This window comes from Spongiactinospora gelatinilytica (assembly GCF_003236385.1).
Taxonomy (GTDB): Bacteria; Actinomycetota; Actinomycetes; order Streptosporangiales; family Streptosporangiaceae; genus Spongiactinospora; species Spongiactinospora gelatinilytica.
Map to the genome: position 1 here is coordinate 1 of NZ_POUA01000169.1, position 15,072 is coordinate 15,072.

Genomic DNA, 15,072 nt, shown 5'->3' on the forward strand with positions numbered 1-15,072 from the left:
CGTGCACGGGCCTGGGCGCGGTCGTGTCTGGACCGACGAGCGATCGAGTGAGGAACGAACGAGGGAGCGAGGAGGGGAGGGCGCGACCTTGAGGGCGCCCGGGTCCCGTGCGAGCGGAGCGAGCGCCTTCGGCTTGTCCTGGGATGCACTCACCGTAACCGTGCACGGGCCTGGGCGCGGTCGTGTCTGGACCGACGAGCGATCGAGTGAGGAACGAACGAGGGAGCGAGGAGGGGAGGGCGCGACCTTGAGGGCGCCCGGGCCCCGCGCGAGCGGAGCGAGCGCCATGAGCACAGCCCCCGTGCGAGCGGAGCGAGCGCCATCAACACAGGCGAGGGCAAGTGAGCATTGATCACAGCTTGGTGAAGCGGTTCCGGCAGGAGGTCGGGGATCGGCTGGCGCATCAGCGGCGGCTGGATCAGGCGTCCGGGTTGCCGCCGATGAGCGGGGAGGACGAGCGGCAGTTCGCCAGGGCGTTGATCGCGCAGGTCCTGGAGGAGTACGCCAGGGGTGAGATCGGCGTCGGCCGGGTGCCGCCGACCGCCGAGGAGGAGGAGGCGCTGGCCGCCGGCATCCACGCCGCGCTGTTCGGCGTCGGCCGGCTCCAGCCGCTGCTCGACGACCTCGACGTCGAGAACATCGACATCAACGGCTGCGACCGGGTCTTCGTCGGATACGCCGACGGCCGGGAGGAGATGCAGGAGCCGGTCGCCGAGTCCGACGAGGAGCTGATCGAGCTGATCCAGATCCTCGCCGCCTACAGCGGCCTGTCCAGCCGCCCCTTCGACACCGCCAACCCCCAGCTCGACCTGCGCCTGCCGGACGGCTCGCGGCTCTCGGCCGTGATGGACGTCACGGTACGCCCCGCCGTGTCCATCCGCCGTGCCCGCCTGGGCAAGGTCTTCCTCAGCGACCTGGCGGGCAACGGCACGCTCACCCCCGAGGTCGGCAGGTTCCTGGCCGCCGCCGTCGCCGCGCGCAAGAACATCATGATCGCCGGGTCCACCAACGCCGGCAAGACCACCCTGCTGCGCGCCCTGGCCAACGAGATCCCCGTACACGAACGCCTGATCACCGTCGAGCGGGCGCTGGAGCTGGGCCTGGACCAGTTCCCCGAACTGCACCCCAACGTGGTCGCCTTCGAGCAGCGGCTGCCCAACTCCGAGGGCCAGGGCGAGATCAGCATGGCCGAGCTGGTCCGCAGGAGCCTGCGGATGAACCCCAGCCGGGTGATCGTCGGCGAGGTCCTCGGCGACGAGATCGTCACCATGCTCAACGCGATGACCCAGGGCAACGACGGTTCGCTGTCCACCATCCACGCCAACTCCAGCATGGAGGTCTTCAACCGCATCGCCACCTACGCCCTCCAGGCCACAGAGCGGCTGCCGATCGAGGCCACCCACATGCTCATCGCCGGCGCCATCGACTTCGTCGTCTTCATCGAAAAGCGCAACGACTACGCCCAGGGCGGCCGGCTGCGCCGCTACGTCTCCAGCGTGCGCGAGGTGACCGGCTGCGACGGGCGCGTGCTGTCCTCGGAGGTGTTCCGCCCTTCGCCCGACGGCCTGGCCGTCCCGCACGCCCCGCTGTCCTGCCTGGACGAGCTGGTCCCGCACGGATACGTGCCAGGAGGGTGGGGATGACACCGTCGTCCGGTCTGCTCGACCCGCTCGTCCTGCTGGCGGGCGCGGCCATCGGCGGCGGCCTGTTCCTGCTCGGCCTGTCCATCTACGGCACGCGCCCCCGCCCGCCGGTGCCGGACAAGCGCGCCCGGCGCAAGGAACTGCTGCGCGTACTGTCCACCCGCACCGCGATCGCCGCGATCAGCGGCGCGGCGGTCCTGGTGGTCACCGGCTGGCCGGTGATGGCCGGCGGCGCGGTGCTGCTGGTACTGGCCTGGCACGGCCTGTCCGGCGGCGCTGGCGAGGAGCGCGCCGCGATGCGCCGCCTGGAGGGCCTGGCCGCCTGGACCGAATCGCTGCGCGACACCATCGCCGGCGCCGCCGGCCTGGAGCAGGCCATCCCGGCCTCGATCAGGGCCGCCGCCCCGACCCTGCGCCCGCACCTGCGGGCCATGGTGGACCGCCTGCACACCCGGATGGCGCTGCCCGCCGCGCTGCGGCTGTTCGCCGACGAGCTGAACGACCCCTCCGCCGACCTGGTGATCGCCGCGCTCATCTTGAACTCCCGGCTGCGCGGCCCCGGCCTGCGCGACGTGCTCGGCGCGCTCGCCGTGTCGGCCCGCGAGGAGCTGGACATGCGCCGCAGGGTGGAGTCCGAGCGCCGGGCCACCCGGCGCAGCGTGCAGATCGTCGTCGGCACGGCGGTCGGCTTCGCCGTCCTCCTGGTGGTGTGGAACCCGACCTACGTGGCCGAGTACGACGACGCGCTCGGCCAGGCGGTGCTCGTGGTGGTGGCCGCGCTGTTCGGCGCGGGGTTCGCCTGGATGCGGCGGCTGGCCAGGTTCGACAAGCCGAGCAGGCTGCTGCGGGCGGGCCTGCCCGGCTCCGCCGCGACCTCACCGGGTGGCGGTCAGAGCGGCCAGAGCGGCCCCGGCGGGCAGGCCGGTGCCAACGGGCAGCTCGCCGCCTCCACGGGCGGCGTGCGCAGAGGAGGCGGCGATGACTGAGACGCTCATAGCGGGCGCGGTGCTCGGACTGGGACTGTTCCTGCTGCTGCGGGCGCTGTTCCCGGCCAGGCCCGGCCTGGTGGCCAGGCTGCTCGCACTGGACGCGGCCAGGCAGGACGGCGACTCGCCGCGGATGCAACTCGTGCTGCCCGACGAGGAGGTCAGCGCCTTCCGCCGCACCCTCGGCGTGCGGATGGCCCGCTTCTACGCCGCGCGCGGCTGGGAGGCCCGCTCCATCAAGGCCGACCTCGCGCTGGTCGGCCGCTCCTTCGAGGGTTTCCTGGCCACGAAGGTGTTGCTCGCGGTGTCCGGGCTGCTGGCCTTCCCGCTCCTGTGGGGCTGGCTGACGGTGATGGGCTGGGGGACCTCGCCGACCGTCCCGCTGTGGTCGGCGCTGCTCTTCGCGGTGGTCTTCTTCATGCTGCCGGACCTGCAGATCCGCCGGGACGCGGCGACCCGGCGGCGCGACTTCCGGCACGTCGTCGGCGCGTTCCTGGACCTGGTGTCGATGAACCTGGCGGGCGGACGGGGCGTCCCGGAGGCCCTGCTGATGTCGGTCTCCGTCGGCGGCGGCCCGGACGATTCCAACTGGGCGATGTCCCGCATCCGCGAGGCCCTGTCCAACGCGCGGATCGTCGGCATCACCCCCTGGCAGGCTCTGGGCCAGCTCGGCGACGAGATCGACGTGGACGAACTTCGTGACCTGTCGGCCGCGCTCGGCCTGGTCGCCGATGACGGCGCGAAGGTCCGCGCCTCACTGACCGCCCGCGCGGCGACCCTCCGGCGGCGCGAGCTCGCCGAGATCGAGGGCCGGGCGGGGGAGCGCTCGCAGTCCATGCTCGTGGCCCAGTTGCTGCTGTGCGCGGGCTTCGTGATCTTCCTCAGTTATCCGGCAGCGATGAAGATGTTGGGGTCTTAGCCGATGCTCAATCACCCGTGGGTCATCTACCTGGTCGCCATGCTCAGCGTGCGGATCCACCGCGCGCGTACCGCTCCCACCAAAGGGGCCTCCGCCGTCGAATGGGTGATCATCACCGCGATCGTCGCGGGTGTCGCCCTCGGCCTGGCCACCCTCATACGGACTCTCGTCGAGGAGAAACAGTCCGAGATCCAGGACAAGTTCGGCGGCGGGGACGGCGGGGACGGTGGTGTTCAGCCGTGATCCCGGCCTCCCCGGAGCGGGCGCGGGGCCGCGAGCGCGGGGCGACCGTGATCGAGCTGGCCCTGATCATGCCGGTCGTGCTGGCGCTGATCCTGCTCGTGGTGCAGGTGACGCTGTGGGCGCACGGGCGGCAGATCGCCGACGCCGCGGCCCGCGAGGGGGCGCGGATCGCCCGTTCCGCCGGCTGGGACTCCACCGACTGGGACGGCAGGGCCAGGCGGCGCGCCGAGGAGGTCGTGGACACGGTCGGGCCCGAGCTGCTGAAGAACCGCCAGGTGGAGCCCTGGGAGGAGGGCGACCAACGCGGCGTGCAGGTGACCGGTACCGCCGTGCAGGTGGTCCCGCTGCTGCCGGAGCTGACGTTCACGGTCACCGCCAGGTTCGGCGGGCCGGTGGAGTGCTTCCGGCCCGACGACGGTTCGGAGGGCTGCGAGGAATGAGCCGCCCGGAGCGCGAGCGGGGATCCATGTCGGCCGAGGCCGTGCTGCTGGCCCCGGTCCTGTTGCTGTTCCTGCTGTTCCTGGCCGGGGCGGGGCGGCTCGTGGAGGCCCAGGGCGAGGTCAACGGCGCGGCCAGGGACGCCGCGCGGGCCGCGTCGGTGCAGCGCGACGACGCGGCGGCGCAGACCGCCGCCACCGAGGCCGTGACCGCCGCGCTGGAAGGCCAGTGCTCCGGCCCGAACGCCGACCTGGAGATCCGGCGGGACGAGGGCCAGGGTGAGGGCCAGGCGCGCCCGCCGGGTGAGGTCAGGGCCGAGGTGACCTGTGAACTGGACCTGTCGTTCCTCGGGTTCGGCGCGGCCAAGACCATGACCGGCGTCGCCGTGGTCCCTCTGGAGCGCTACCGGAGGTTCGAGTGAGACGGGCCGTCGCGGCGCGGATCCGGCGGGACCGCGGCTCGATGTCGATCTTCGTGGTGGTGTTCTCCGTCGTGGTCTTCCTGCTGGCCGGGATGCTCGTGGACGGCGGCGCCGCGATCAACGCCCGGCTGCGCGCCAACGACGTGGCCGAGCAGGCGGCCAGGGCCGGCGCCGACGTCATCGACGACGACCACCTGCGCACGACCGGCCAGGCCAGGCTGCTGGACGACGAGGGCGCGGTGTGCGCCGAGGCCGACGAGATCGTGACGGCGCACGGCGACGACGCCATGCGGCGGACCCGCTGCGAGCTGGCCGGCGACCTGACCACCGTGACGGTCGGGGTGAGCGTCCGCTGGGATGCGTTCTTCCTGTCGGCGATCGGTTTTCCCGGGATGGAGATGGAAGGCTCCGCCACCGCGGGCCCCGAGACCGGCGAAGGCACGGTACCGGTGCCCAGCGAGCCCAGTGAGATACCGACCGAAATGCCGGTGTCTGGCCTACCGGACCGTTGAGGAGGACCCTGAGCGAGAGGCCGGCAACACCCGAAGACACAGACTCCCGGCACATAGGAAGGAGGGGCATGCCGACTCGACAGCCGCAGCGCATCGCCACCAGGCGCACGTTCGGAGACGTGATCACCGGACTGGGCGCACTGCTGGTGCTGGTCGCGCTGGTCGGCGGCGTACCGTACGCGCTGCTGCGCGTCACGGGCCCGCCGATCGGCCCGGCGCTGCTCGACATCGACCTGATCACCAGCCAGGTCGGGCCGAGCACGCTGATCCCCATCCTGAACCTCATCTTGTGGATCGTCTGGTTCCGCCTGCTGATCTGCGTGGCCGTCGAGGTCTACGCGGGCATCCGGCGGGTCGGCATGCCGGCCAGGGTGCCGCTCTCCGGCGGCACGCAGGCGGTGGCCAACCGGCTGGTCTCCGCGGCCCTGGTGCTGTTCACCGCGTCGGCCGCCGTCATCCCGCTGGTCCGCGCCCAGGCCCCGCCGCCCATCAAGCCGAACGTGACCACCGTCGCGGCGGTCACCCACCAGCAGTCGGCCGCCGCTGCCGCCGCCGAGCAGCGGCAGGTCCTGCACGAGGTGCGCAAGGCCAAGAAGGTTTACGTGGTGCAGCCGCCGCACGGCCGTCACCACGAGAGCCTGTGGGAGATCGCCGAGAAGTGCCTGGGCGAGGGCCGCAGGTACCCGGAGATCTTCAAGCTGAACCAGCACAAGGAACAGCCGGACGGCACACGCCTGCACATGGCCGACCTGATCCGCCCCGGCTGGGTCCTGGACATGCCCGACGACGCGGTCAACGTCCACATCGTGCCCGCCGGCCAGCCCCGCACCGAGACCCTCGACGACCACCGGGGCCGCCCCGCCGAGTGGGACGGCAGCACCCGCTACGACGCGGGCAAGGGCGCGGGCGACACCCAGGCCGTCACCCCGCGCGGCGAGACCGAGACCCCCGAAAAGCACAAGGAGCCGCAAGAGGCCCTTCCGGAGGAGAAGGCCGAGACGCCCCCGGCCGAGCGTGAGGAGGCCGCCCAGGAGCCGCCCCCCGAAGAGCGGCAGGCCGCCGACGACCGGTGGGCCCAGCTCGCCGAAGAGGACCGCGCCCGGGCCGAACGCGACGCCGCCGAGCAGGGCCTGCACCTCGACGTGGGCCACTACTTGGCCGGGATGTCGCTGGCCGCGGCCGGGCTGCTGGTGCTGCTCGGCAGGCGGCGCAGGGCCCAGTTGTGGCGCAGGGCCTTCGGGCGGCGGATCGCCCGCCCCCGCGATGACGCCGCGCAGGCCGAGGTGGCGCTGCGGCTCGGGGCCGACGCGCCCGGGACGCGAATGCTCGACATCGGCCTGCGGGTGCTGGGCCGGGCGCTCGCGCTGCGCGGCCGTACGCCGCCCACCATCTACGCCGCCCACCTGTCGGCGACCAGCCTGGACCTGTGGATCCACCCGCCGCAGGAGGAACCGCCCGCGCCGTGGACCGCGCACGACGGCGGCCGGGTGTGGCGGCTGGCCGCGCACGAGGGGCGGATGCTCGACGAGCACTCGGTGGCCGACGCCGCCGCCCCGTACCCGGGGCTGGTGTCGCTGGGCACCGACGAGTCCGGGCGCGTGCTGGTCGACCTGGAGGCCGCGCACGGCCTGATCAACATCACCGGCGCGAACACCACGGCCGCGCTCGCCGCGCTGGCCGTCGAGCTGGGCACCAACCGCTGGTCGGACCGGATGCACGTGACGCTCGTCGGGTTCGGCGACGACCTGGCCGCCATCGCCCCCGAGCGGATCACCTGCGCGGGCAGCCTGGCCGAGGTGCTGCCCGAACTGGAGGCGCGGGTCCGCGACCAGGTACGCGAGGGCGAAGTACTGACCGGCCGGGTCAACGGCCGCGCCGCCGACCCCGCCTGGCCGCCGCACTACCTGCTATCGGCCATCGCGCCGAGCCCCGAGGAGGCCCGCAGGCTGGCCCTGCTGGCCAGGGAGGGCACCCGCACGGCGGCCGGCTACGTGGTCGCGGGCGACGTCGAACACGCCACCTGGACGTGGGACATCACCGAGGAGGGCCGGGCCAAGGTGGACGCCCTCGGCTTCGAGGTGAACGCGCAACTGCTGCCCCGCCGCCAGTACGCCGCGCTGGTCGAGCTGTTCGGCACGGCGGAGCGGTTCGACGGAGAGCCGCTGTCCCCCGAGCGGGAGGCTCCGATCGAGTCCCGGCCGCCCGCCGTGGAGGTGCGTATCCTCGGCCCGATCGAGATCTCCGCCGCCGAGCCGCTGGAGGAGGGCAGGATGGCGCTCGCCGCCGAGCTGATCGTCTACCTGTCCACCCACCCGGGCGGGGTCCATCCGGTGGTGCTCGGCGGGATCCTGTGGCCGCGCGGGGTGCAGACGGCCGTGCGCGACGCGACGATCGAGCGGGTCGTCAACTGGCTGGGCGCCGACTCCGAGGGCCGTCCCCACCTGTTCACCGACCGGGCGGGCCGGTTGCGGCTCGGGCCGGAGGTCCGCACCGACTGGACGCTGTTCCGGGAGCTGGTCCGGCGCTCGCACGGCGACGCGGCCGGGCGGGCCGCGCTGCTGGACCGGGCGCTCGGGCTGGTCCGCGGGCCGCTGCTGAGCCCGCGCCCGCGCGGCCGGTACGCCTGGCTGGCCGACGACGACCTGGAGTACGACGTGACCGCCGAGGTCGCCGACGCCGCGCACCGGCTGTGCGAGGTACGGCTCGCCCGCGGCGAGGCCGCCGAAGCGGTCGCCGCGGTCCGTGCCGGGCTGCTGCTGGCCGCCGACGACGAGGGCCTGTGGCGCGACCTGTTGCGGGCCACGCACGCGACCGGCGACACGGCCCGGCTGCGCGCGGTCGTGGACGCCCTGCACCGCCGGGCCGCCTCTCACCCGTACGGCGGCGGCATGGCCCCCGAGACCGAGGCCCTGATCGACGAGCTGTATCCGGCCTGGCGCATCCGGTCGGTGCCGTCGGCATGACATCTGAGGAAGGGGCCGACGTGCGGCGAGGGCCGGGGTCATACCGATCCGGATATAGCGCTGGCCCGGATGTGCCGCGCCGTCTTACTGTGATCGGCATGCGAGGGCTGATCGCGCCGGCGATCGCCGCGGTGCTCACCGCCGGATGCGCGGCCTCCGGCGCGGATCGGCCCTTCATCCCGGGCGGTGGCGAGGGTGGCCCCGCGGCCGGGGCGTCCGCGACCACGGCGGGCGCGGCCCCGCGCACCGAGACGCTGGCCGTCGACTCCGGGCTCAAGGTCATCGTGGAGTGGCCGGGTGGCATCACGGCCGAGCACACCGAGATGCTGGAGACCTTCCGCGACGCCTACGTCGGGATGTTCAAGGGGGTCGTGACCCGGGGCCGCGACGAGCACTACATGACCCTCATGGAGCTGGAGGCCGGCAAGACCTCCTTCGAGTGGGTCAAGAAGTACGTTGACAAGAAGCGGTCGGTGCGCGGCACCGCCCGCCTGTTCGGGCTCAAGGTCAGCAGCGTGCAGGACCGCGCGGCACAGGTGGACGTGTGCGTGGACGAGACGCAGGTCCGGTACGTGGACGCCCGTACCGGGCAGGACCTGCCCGCCGAGCCCGGCTCCGATGACGAGTCCGTTTACCTCCAGTCGGCCGGCGTGCACCAGGGCGACGACGGTAACTGGCGGATCAAGCTCTTCCGCTACGCCGAACTGACGAACGAACGCGCGAAGGGATGCCGACGATGACGCCTGTGACGCCTCGTCTGCTCGTGCTGCTCGGAGTGGGCGCGCTCGCGCTCACCGCGGCCGGTACCGCCGCCGCCGATGACCCCAAGGGCCAGAAGTACCAGGACGGCCGGACCGTCGGGATCGAACTGACGCACTCGCAGATCATCCTGAGCGGCAACGGGATCGGCGGCAAGCGCGGCGACGGCTTCCGGCTGAAGCGGCCGTGCTGGTACGAACCGGGGCCGGACGCCGACCAGATGCTGAAGGAGCAGGAGGAGGTGCGGCCCTACTTCTTCAAGTTGCAGCCGAACGCGAGCGAGGACGACTTCAAGAAGTACATCAAGCAGTTCTCCGACCAGGTGGGCAAGAAGGGGCGCTGGTGGCGTCCCGCCTACAACAACAAGGACCCCAAGGGGATGGCCTGCTGGACGGCGCTGGAGCCGTTCGTGTTCGTGCCGCCGGGGGAGACGCCTCCAGGCGGGATCACCCGGGAGGAGCTTCGCGACATCGCGCGGGCCGCGCTCACGGTGCCGGAGTTCAGGATCAGGACGAGTCCTGCCGTCAAGAGCTACGTCAACCTGAGTACGTACGTGTGGCTGACGGGGATGGGCGCCACCACCCGGTCGGTCACCGCGACCCTGCCCGAGGTGGCGAGCGCGACCGTCACCGCCACGTTGGACGACCTGAAGCTCGACGCAGGCACCACCGACGCCGACCGCGTCACGAAGAACTGCGGCGGTGGCCGAGGGCAGGTCTATGCGAAGGGGAACCCGCTGAGGTGCGGGATCATCTACCACCAGGCGTCGGACGGGCAACCGGGCGGCGCGTACGAGCTGACCGCGACGACCGTCTGGGGTGTCACCTCCGACCCCCAGTTCGACTACGAGGACATCCAGGTGTCGGCCACCCGTTCCGTGCCGGTGGGCGAGGTGCAGACCACCGTGCGTGAGTCCGATTCCGGCTCCTGACGCGATCGGCCCCGGCGTCCCTCCGTGGACGCCGGGGCCGGTCCGGTCAGGCCCTACCGGCCTCGTGGGCGATCAGCCACTCCTTGACCGGCGTGCCGTAGTAGTAGCCGCCGAAGCCGCCCCCCGCGGGCAGTACCCGGTGGCAGGGCACGAACGGCGCGATCAGGTTCTGGGCGCACGCGCCGCCCGCGGCCCTGGCCGCCGTACGCGGCATCCCGGCGCGTTCGGCCAGCTCGGCGTAGGTGACCGTGACCCCCGCCGGTACCGCCCGCAGCGCCTCCAGCAGCCGCTGCCTCCGGTCGCTGCCCGGCTGGCTCACCGGGATCGCGTCCAGCGCGCCGAGGTCGCCGGTCAGGTAGTCGCGTACCGCCTGGGCGGGCGCGCCGAGGTCGTCCACGACCTCCATGCCCTCCTCGCGCAGTTCGGGCGTCAGGCGGTCGAACATCTCCTTGGGGTCCGCGGTGAACCCCGCCGCCACCAGTACGCCGTCACGGACCAGCAGGGACAGCGGGCCCGGGGGCGTGGGCAGGATCTGTGCTCGGATCATGAGGAACTCCACAGGTGCATCGCGGCGTAGGCCCGCCAGGGCCGCCACCGCTCGATGTGTTCTTCCGGAATGTTCAGGCAGGCCATGGCCTTGCGCAGGCCGAGGTCGCCGCCGGGCCAGGCGTCCGGGTCGCGCAGCGCGCGCATGGCGATGTAGCTGGTGGTCCACGGGCCGATGCCGGGGATCTCCAGCAGTGCCGCGACGGCCTCGCCCGGCTCCTGCGCGCCGTCCAGGTCGATCTCCCCGGACGCCACCCGCTCGCCGAGGACCCGCAGCGTGGTCATTCTGCGGTCGGTCAGGCCGAGCCCGGTGAGGTCGGCGGCGGCCAGCTGTTCCGCCGTCGGGAACAGGCCGTCGCTCCCGGCGCGCCCGGCGATGCGGCCGAGCAGCGTGCGCGCGCCCGCGACGGAGATCTGCTGCCCGACTACCGCCCGTACGGCCACCTCGAAGCCGTCCCACGCGCCCGGCACCCGTAGCCCCGGCCGGGCCGTGACCAGCGGGTGCAGCGCCGTTTCCGACAGCGCCTCGCCGACCGCCTCCGGGTCGGCGTCCAGGTCGAACAGCCGCCGGCAGCGGGCCACGATGCGCGCGAGGTGCCGGGTGTCGGAGACCGACGCGCTCAGCCTGAGATGGCCGTCCGCGACGGTCACCGTGATCGAGCCACCGGGCACGGCCCGGGTGTAGGAGGCGTCGTCCACCTGCTCCACGTCGGGGATCGCCCGCATCGCCAGGAAGCCGAGCAGGCTCACCGGGTCGTAGGGACGCCGGTGGTGCAGCCGCAGGCTCAGCGGCACCTTTGTCTGCGTGGTCTCTGGCCGGGGTCCGCCCGCCGTGGCGCGCAGCTCGCTCGGCGCGAACCCGTACGTCTCCTTCATCGTGGCGTTGAACTGCCGCACGCTGCCGAACCCGGCCGCGAACGCCACGTCGGTGACCGGCAGCGCGGTCTCGGTGAGCAGTTGCTTGGCCAGCAGCAGCCGCTTGGTACGGGCCACCGCGAGCGGCCCCGCGCCCAGCTCGGTGGTGAACAGCCGGTGCAAGTGGCGCTCGGTGATGTGCAGCCGCGTGGCCAGGCCGCTGATCCCGAAGTCGTCCACGACGCCCTCGTCGATCAGCCGCAGCGCCCGGCCGACCAAGTCGCCACGGACGTTCCACCCGGGATCGCCCGGGCTCAGCTCGGGCCGGCACCGCTTGCACGGCCGGAACCCGGCCGCCTCCGCGGCGGCGGCATGCCGGTAGAATCTGACATTACGCCGGGCGGGGGTCCGGGCCGGGCAGATCGGCCGGCAGTAGATGCGCGTCGTGCTGACCGCCGTGTAGAAGCGGCCGTCGAACCGCGCGTCCCTGGCCGACGCGGCGCGGTAGCAGGCGTCGAAGTCCAGGCCGGTGATATCCGCCTTCAACAACATGGCTACCACGGTATCCGCATGCCAGCGGCCATGACTGGCGGGTTTCGGACCTGTACGCCCTGGCCTGCGGAGACGTGCCCGCCGTCACTTGCTGGAGACGCCCACGCCGAGATCGAACTCGCGGTAGACCCGGGCCCAGAACCCGTCGCGCAACCACACCCGGGCCTCGGGGTAGGGCCGCAGCGAGTGGCCCAGCTCCTTTTCCGCCTCGATCAGCAGCTCGGTGTCGATGACCGTGGGCAGGATGGGGCCGGGCAGCAGGTCACGGATGTTGTCGCGGCCACGGGTGAGGATCCACTTCTGCGCGACGTGCTCGCCGACCTCCTCGACGTGCGGGCGGTTCGGGCCGAGTTTGGCCACCTGGCCCTGTTTGGCCGGCGGTTTGGCGGCCAGCGGCGCGCGTCCCGCGAACACCTGGGCCGGGGACGGCGTGGCCGGGGCGGCGGGCACCGCGGCCTGCGGGGCGCGGCTGAAGTAGGGCCGCAGGAAGTCGGCGTTGATGACCTCCACCGTGTCGGACTCCCACACCAGGCGCTCGGCCTGGTTGGTGCCGTACGGGGGCTCCACGCCCCACAGGTGGACGCGCACCCCGTACGCCTGGGCGGCCTCCACCGCCGGGACCATGTCCTCATCGCCCGCCAGCAGTATCGTGTCGCTGACCGCGTGGTGCCGGGCCAGCGCCTCCAGATCGCTCCTGATCTGGGCGTCCACGCCCTTCTGCTGCCCGCGGGCGTTGAGGTTGCCCAGCCGCACCTTGACCCAGGGAAGCTGGGCGATGACCCGCTGGTCAACGGTGGGGACGCGGTCGCGGGCCGCGTCGTACCAGTAGATCCGCAGTAGTTCGCCGGAGATGCGATCTTCGGCGTGCTTCTGCAGCGCCTGGATCAGTTCGTCGGCGGCGACACGGTATTCCTTGCGCTCCTTGGCCCCGAGGATGACCTCGCCCGCGGCGGCATAGAGGTAGCCGACGTCTACGAGGACCGCGTACTTGGCGACCACGGCATGTGGCAAGAGGTCCGGGATGGCCATGTCGTCCTCCAGGCCTCGGGACTAGATGATCGGCTGACTATATTCGCCCATTTCTAGATAGTCCCAACACTTGAGGAAGTTGACACCCCATCGTGGGGATCCTCCGGTCTAAAACGGCAGAGAACAGCTTCGCCAAGCGCCGAGCCCATGGGCCAGTGGCTTTCGCATCCTATGGGTCGGATCCCTCCAAGGGTCGGTCTTTCTCGCGGACGGTGCCTTCGGGGGTGTCGCCCGCCGGGTGAGCGCCAGGACGACGGCGACGATCTCCTCCGCTGTGGCGTCACCACGAACGATCTTCATGTCGGCATCTGGCATGTTCCGTCCTCCTCCACGTCTCCTGCCCAGATAAGTCGTTCGCTAAAGAGGGATGTTGCCGTGCTTCTTGGGCGGCAGCGTGGCGCGCTTGTTGCGCAGCGCGCGCAGCGCCCGGGTCACCTGGACGCGGGTGTCGGAGGGGCGGATCACCGCGTCCACGTAGCCGCGCTCGGCGGCCAGGTAGGGGTTGGCCAGCGTGTCCTCGTACTCGGTGGTGAACCTGGCGCGGGCGGCGTCGGGGTCTTCGGCGGCGGCGAGTTCGCGCCGGTAGAGGATGTTGACCGCGCCCTGCGCGCCCATCACCGCGATCTGGGCGGTGGGCCAGGCGAGGTTGATGTCCGCACCGAGGTGCTTGGAGCCCATGACGTCGTACGCCCCGCCGTACGCCTTGCGGGTGATCACCGTGACCAGCGGGACGGTCGCCTCGGCGTAGGCGTAGAGAAGCTTGGCCCCGCGGCGGATGATTCCGTTCCATTCTTGATCCGTTCCGGGAAGGAATCCGGGAACATCAACAAATGTAAGAACAGGGATATTGAACGCATCGCAGGTACGAACAAATCGCGCGGCCTTTTCCGATGCGCCGATGTCCAGCGTGCCGGCCAGACTCATCGGCTGATTGGCCACGACCCCGACGGACCGGCCCTCCACGCGGCCGAAGCCGACCACGATGTTGGGCGCGAACTGGGCGTGGACCTCCAGGAACTCGCCGTCGTCGAGCACGTGGGCGATGACTTCCTGCATGTCGTAGGGCTGGTTCGCGGAGTCGGGGATGAGCGCGTCCAGCTCGCGGTCCTCGCCGGTGACCTCAAGGACGGGGGTGACGTCGTAGGCGGGGCCCTCGTCGAGGTTGTTGCCGGGGAGGTAGGAGAGCAGGGCGCGGGCGAACTCCAGGCACTCCTCCTCGTCGGCCGCCTCGAAGTGCGCCACGCCGGAGCGGGAGTTGTGGGTGTGCGCGCCGCCCAGTTCCTCGAAGGTGACCTCTTCGCCGGTGACGGTCTTGATCACGTCCGGGCCGGTAATGAACATATGCGACTTTTCCCGAACCATCAGGACAAAGTCGGTCAAAGCGGGGGAGTACACCGCGCCGCCCGCGCACGGACCCGTGATCAGCGAGATCTGCGGGATCACGCCGGAGGCGTGCACGTTCCGCTTGAAGATCTCCGCGTAGAGGCCGAGACTGACGACGCCCTCCTGAATCCGCGCCCCGCCCGAGTCGTTGATCCCGACCACGGGGCAGCCGGTCTTGAGCGCGTGGTCCATCACCTTGACGATCTTCTCGCCGAACACCTCGCCGAGCGAGCCGCCGAACACCGTGAAGTCCTGCGAGAACACCGCGACCGGCCGGCCGTCCACCGTGCCGTGCCCGGTGACCACGCCGTCGCCGTAGGGGCGCTCGCGGTCCAGCCCGAACGCCGAGGACCGGTGCCTGGCGAACTCGTCGAACTCCACGAAGCTGCCCTCGTCGAGGAACGCCATGACCCGCTCACGGGCGGTCATCTTGCCCTTGGCGTGCTGCCTCTCCACGGCCCGTGCCGAGCCCGCATGCGCGGCCTCGTACATCCGGCGCTCCAGGTCGGCGATTTTCCCCGCCGTCGTGTGGATGTCGACATCCTTGAATACCGGCTCAGCACTCATGCCAGCCAGGGTAACCACTCCCGCGACCCACCCTACGCGGGGCCGCCCGTTCCGGACTTGCCGCCCTACTGTCTGGCCACCACCCCATGGGCGCCCGTTCACAGCACCTGCCTGGAAACCCAGGCCCGGAGGCCCGACGACTCAACGGCCCGCACCGAACCACGCGTCAGCGGCGCAGCAGATCGCGCAGTTCGGCCGTGATCAGTTCAGGGTCCTCCTCCGCCATGAAGTGGCCGCACGACACGGTGGTGTGGACCAGGTCAGGCGCCCAAGCCGCCCACACCGCCCGTGCGTCATACCCCAGCGCCGCCCCCCAGTCCTGCTG

Annotated in this window: 15 protein-coding genes and 1 pseudogene; 10 read left to right on the top strand and 6 right to left on the bottom strand. The window is 71.8% G+C overall.

What is annotated here, in order from left to right; all coding sequences use genetic code 11:
• Positions 1-362 precede the first annotated feature (362 nt).
• From C1I98_RS21025 to C1I98_RS21065, 10 genes are all read left to right on the top strand, one after another.
• Complete coding sequence (locus C1I98_RS21025; protein ID WP_233508037.1) at positions 363-1,643, top strand: TadA family conjugal transfer-associated ATPase; 1,281 nt, start codon at positions 363-365, stop codon at positions 1,641-1,643.
• Positions 1,640-2,629, top strand: coding sequence for a type II secretion system F family protein (locus C1I98_RS21030; RefSeq protein WP_111169147.1), 990 nt, complete (start codon positions 1,640-1,642; stop codon positions 2,627-2,629). Before C1I98_RS21025 ends, C1I98_RS21030 begins: the two co-directional genes overlap by 4 nt.
• Positions 2,622-3,548: a type II secretion system F family protein gene (locus tag C1I98_RS21035; RefSeq protein WP_111169148.1), complete on the top strand. Its 927-nt coding sequence runs from the start codon at positions 2,622-2,624 to the stop codon at positions 3,546-3,548. Before C1I98_RS21030 ends, C1I98_RS21035 begins: the two co-directional genes overlap by 8 nt.
• Before the next feature lie 3 nt (positions 3,549-3,551).
• Entirely contained in the window at positions 3,552-3,791 is a 240-nt protein-coding gene (locus C1I98_RS40610; protein ID WP_146607550.1) for a hypothetical protein, read from the top strand.
• Positions 3,788-4,231: a TadE family protein gene (locus C1I98_RS40615; RefSeq protein ID WP_233508038.1), complete on the top strand. Its 444-nt coding sequence runs from the start codon at positions 3,788-3,790 to the stop codon at positions 4,229-4,231. Before C1I98_RS40610 ends, C1I98_RS40615 begins: the two co-directional genes overlap by 4 nt.
• A complete protein-coding gene (locus tag C1I98_RS21045; RefSeq protein WP_111169150.1) occupies positions 4,228-4,650 on the top strand; it encodes a TadE/TadG family type IV pilus assembly protein in 423 nt (140 codons plus the stop codon). Before C1I98_RS40615 ends, C1I98_RS21045 begins: the two co-directional genes overlap by 4 nt.
• Entirely contained in the window at positions 4,647-5,162 is a 516-nt protein-coding gene (locus C1I98_RS21050) for an Rv3654c family TadE-like protein (protein ID WP_233508039.1), read from the top strand. Before C1I98_RS21045 ends, C1I98_RS21050 begins: the two co-directional genes overlap by 4 nt.
• A gap of 68 nt (positions 5,163-5,230) precedes the next feature.
• On the top strand, positions 5,231-8,125 hold the full coding sequence (locus C1I98_RS21055) for a BTAD domain-containing putative transcriptional regulator (RefSeq protein ID WP_111169151.1): 2,895 nt from the start codon (positions 5,231-5,233) through the stop codon (positions 8,123-8,125).
• Between the two features lie 98 nt (positions 8,126-8,223).
• A complete protein-coding gene (locus tag C1I98_RS21060; RefSeq protein WP_111169152.1) occupies positions 8,224-8,865 on the top strand; it encodes a hypothetical protein in 642 nt (213 codons plus the stop codon).
• Positions 8,862-9,815 carry a hypothetical protein gene (locus C1I98_RS21065; RefSeq protein ID WP_146607551.1) on the top strand — a complete coding sequence of 318 codons (954 nt, stop codon included), beginning with the start codon at positions 8,862-8,864 and terminating at the stop codon, positions 9,813-9,815. Before C1I98_RS21060 ends, C1I98_RS21065 begins: the two co-directional genes overlap by 4 nt.
• A gap of 46 nt (positions 9,816-9,861) precedes the next feature.
• On the opposite strand, the gene C1I98_RS21070 is transcribed toward C1I98_RS21065, so the two are convergent.
• From C1I98_RS21070 to C1I98_RS21095, 6 genes and pseudogenes are all read right to left on the bottom strand, one after another.
• Positions 9,862-10,362: a methylated-DNA--[protein]-cysteine S-methyltransferase gene (locus tag C1I98_RS21070; RefSeq protein WP_111169159.1), complete on the bottom strand. Its 501-nt coding sequence runs from the start codon at positions 10,360-10,362 to the stop codon at positions 9,862-9,864.
• Positions 10,359-11,768: a DNA-3-methyladenine glycosylase 2 family protein gene (locus C1I98_RS21075; RefSeq protein WP_111169154.1), complete on the bottom strand. Its 1,410-nt coding sequence runs from the start codon at positions 11,766-11,768 to the stop codon at positions 10,359-10,361. The genes C1I98_RS21070 and C1I98_RS21075 overlap by 4 nt, the downstream gene beginning before the upstream one ends.
• Positions 11,769-11,852: 84 nt before the next feature.
• The gene (locus C1I98_RS21080) at positions 11,853-12,797 is read right to left on the bottom strand and encodes an NYN domain-containing protein (RefSeq protein ID WP_111169155.1); all 945 of its coding nucleotides are present in this window, start codon (positions 12,795-12,797) and stop codon (positions 11,853-11,855) included.
• A gap of 108 nt (positions 12,798-12,905) precedes the next feature.
• A complete protein-coding gene (locus tag C1I98_RS45710; protein ID WP_111169156.1) occupies positions 12,906-13,112 on the bottom strand; it encodes an acyl-CoA carboxylase subunit epsilon in 207 nt (68 codons plus the stop codon).
• A 42-nt stretch (positions 13,113-13,154) separates the two neighbouring features.
• The gene (locus C1I98_RS21090) at positions 13,155-14,747 is read right to left on the bottom strand and encodes an acyl-CoA carboxylase subunit beta (protein WP_111169157.1); all 1,593 of its coding nucleotides are present in this window, start codon (positions 14,745-14,747) and stop codon (positions 13,155-13,157) included.
• A 166-nt stretch (positions 14,748-14,913) separates the two neighbouring features.
• Positions 14,914-15,072, bottom strand: a pseudogene (locus tag C1I98_RS21095) (alpha/beta hydrolase); the annotation flags it as partial.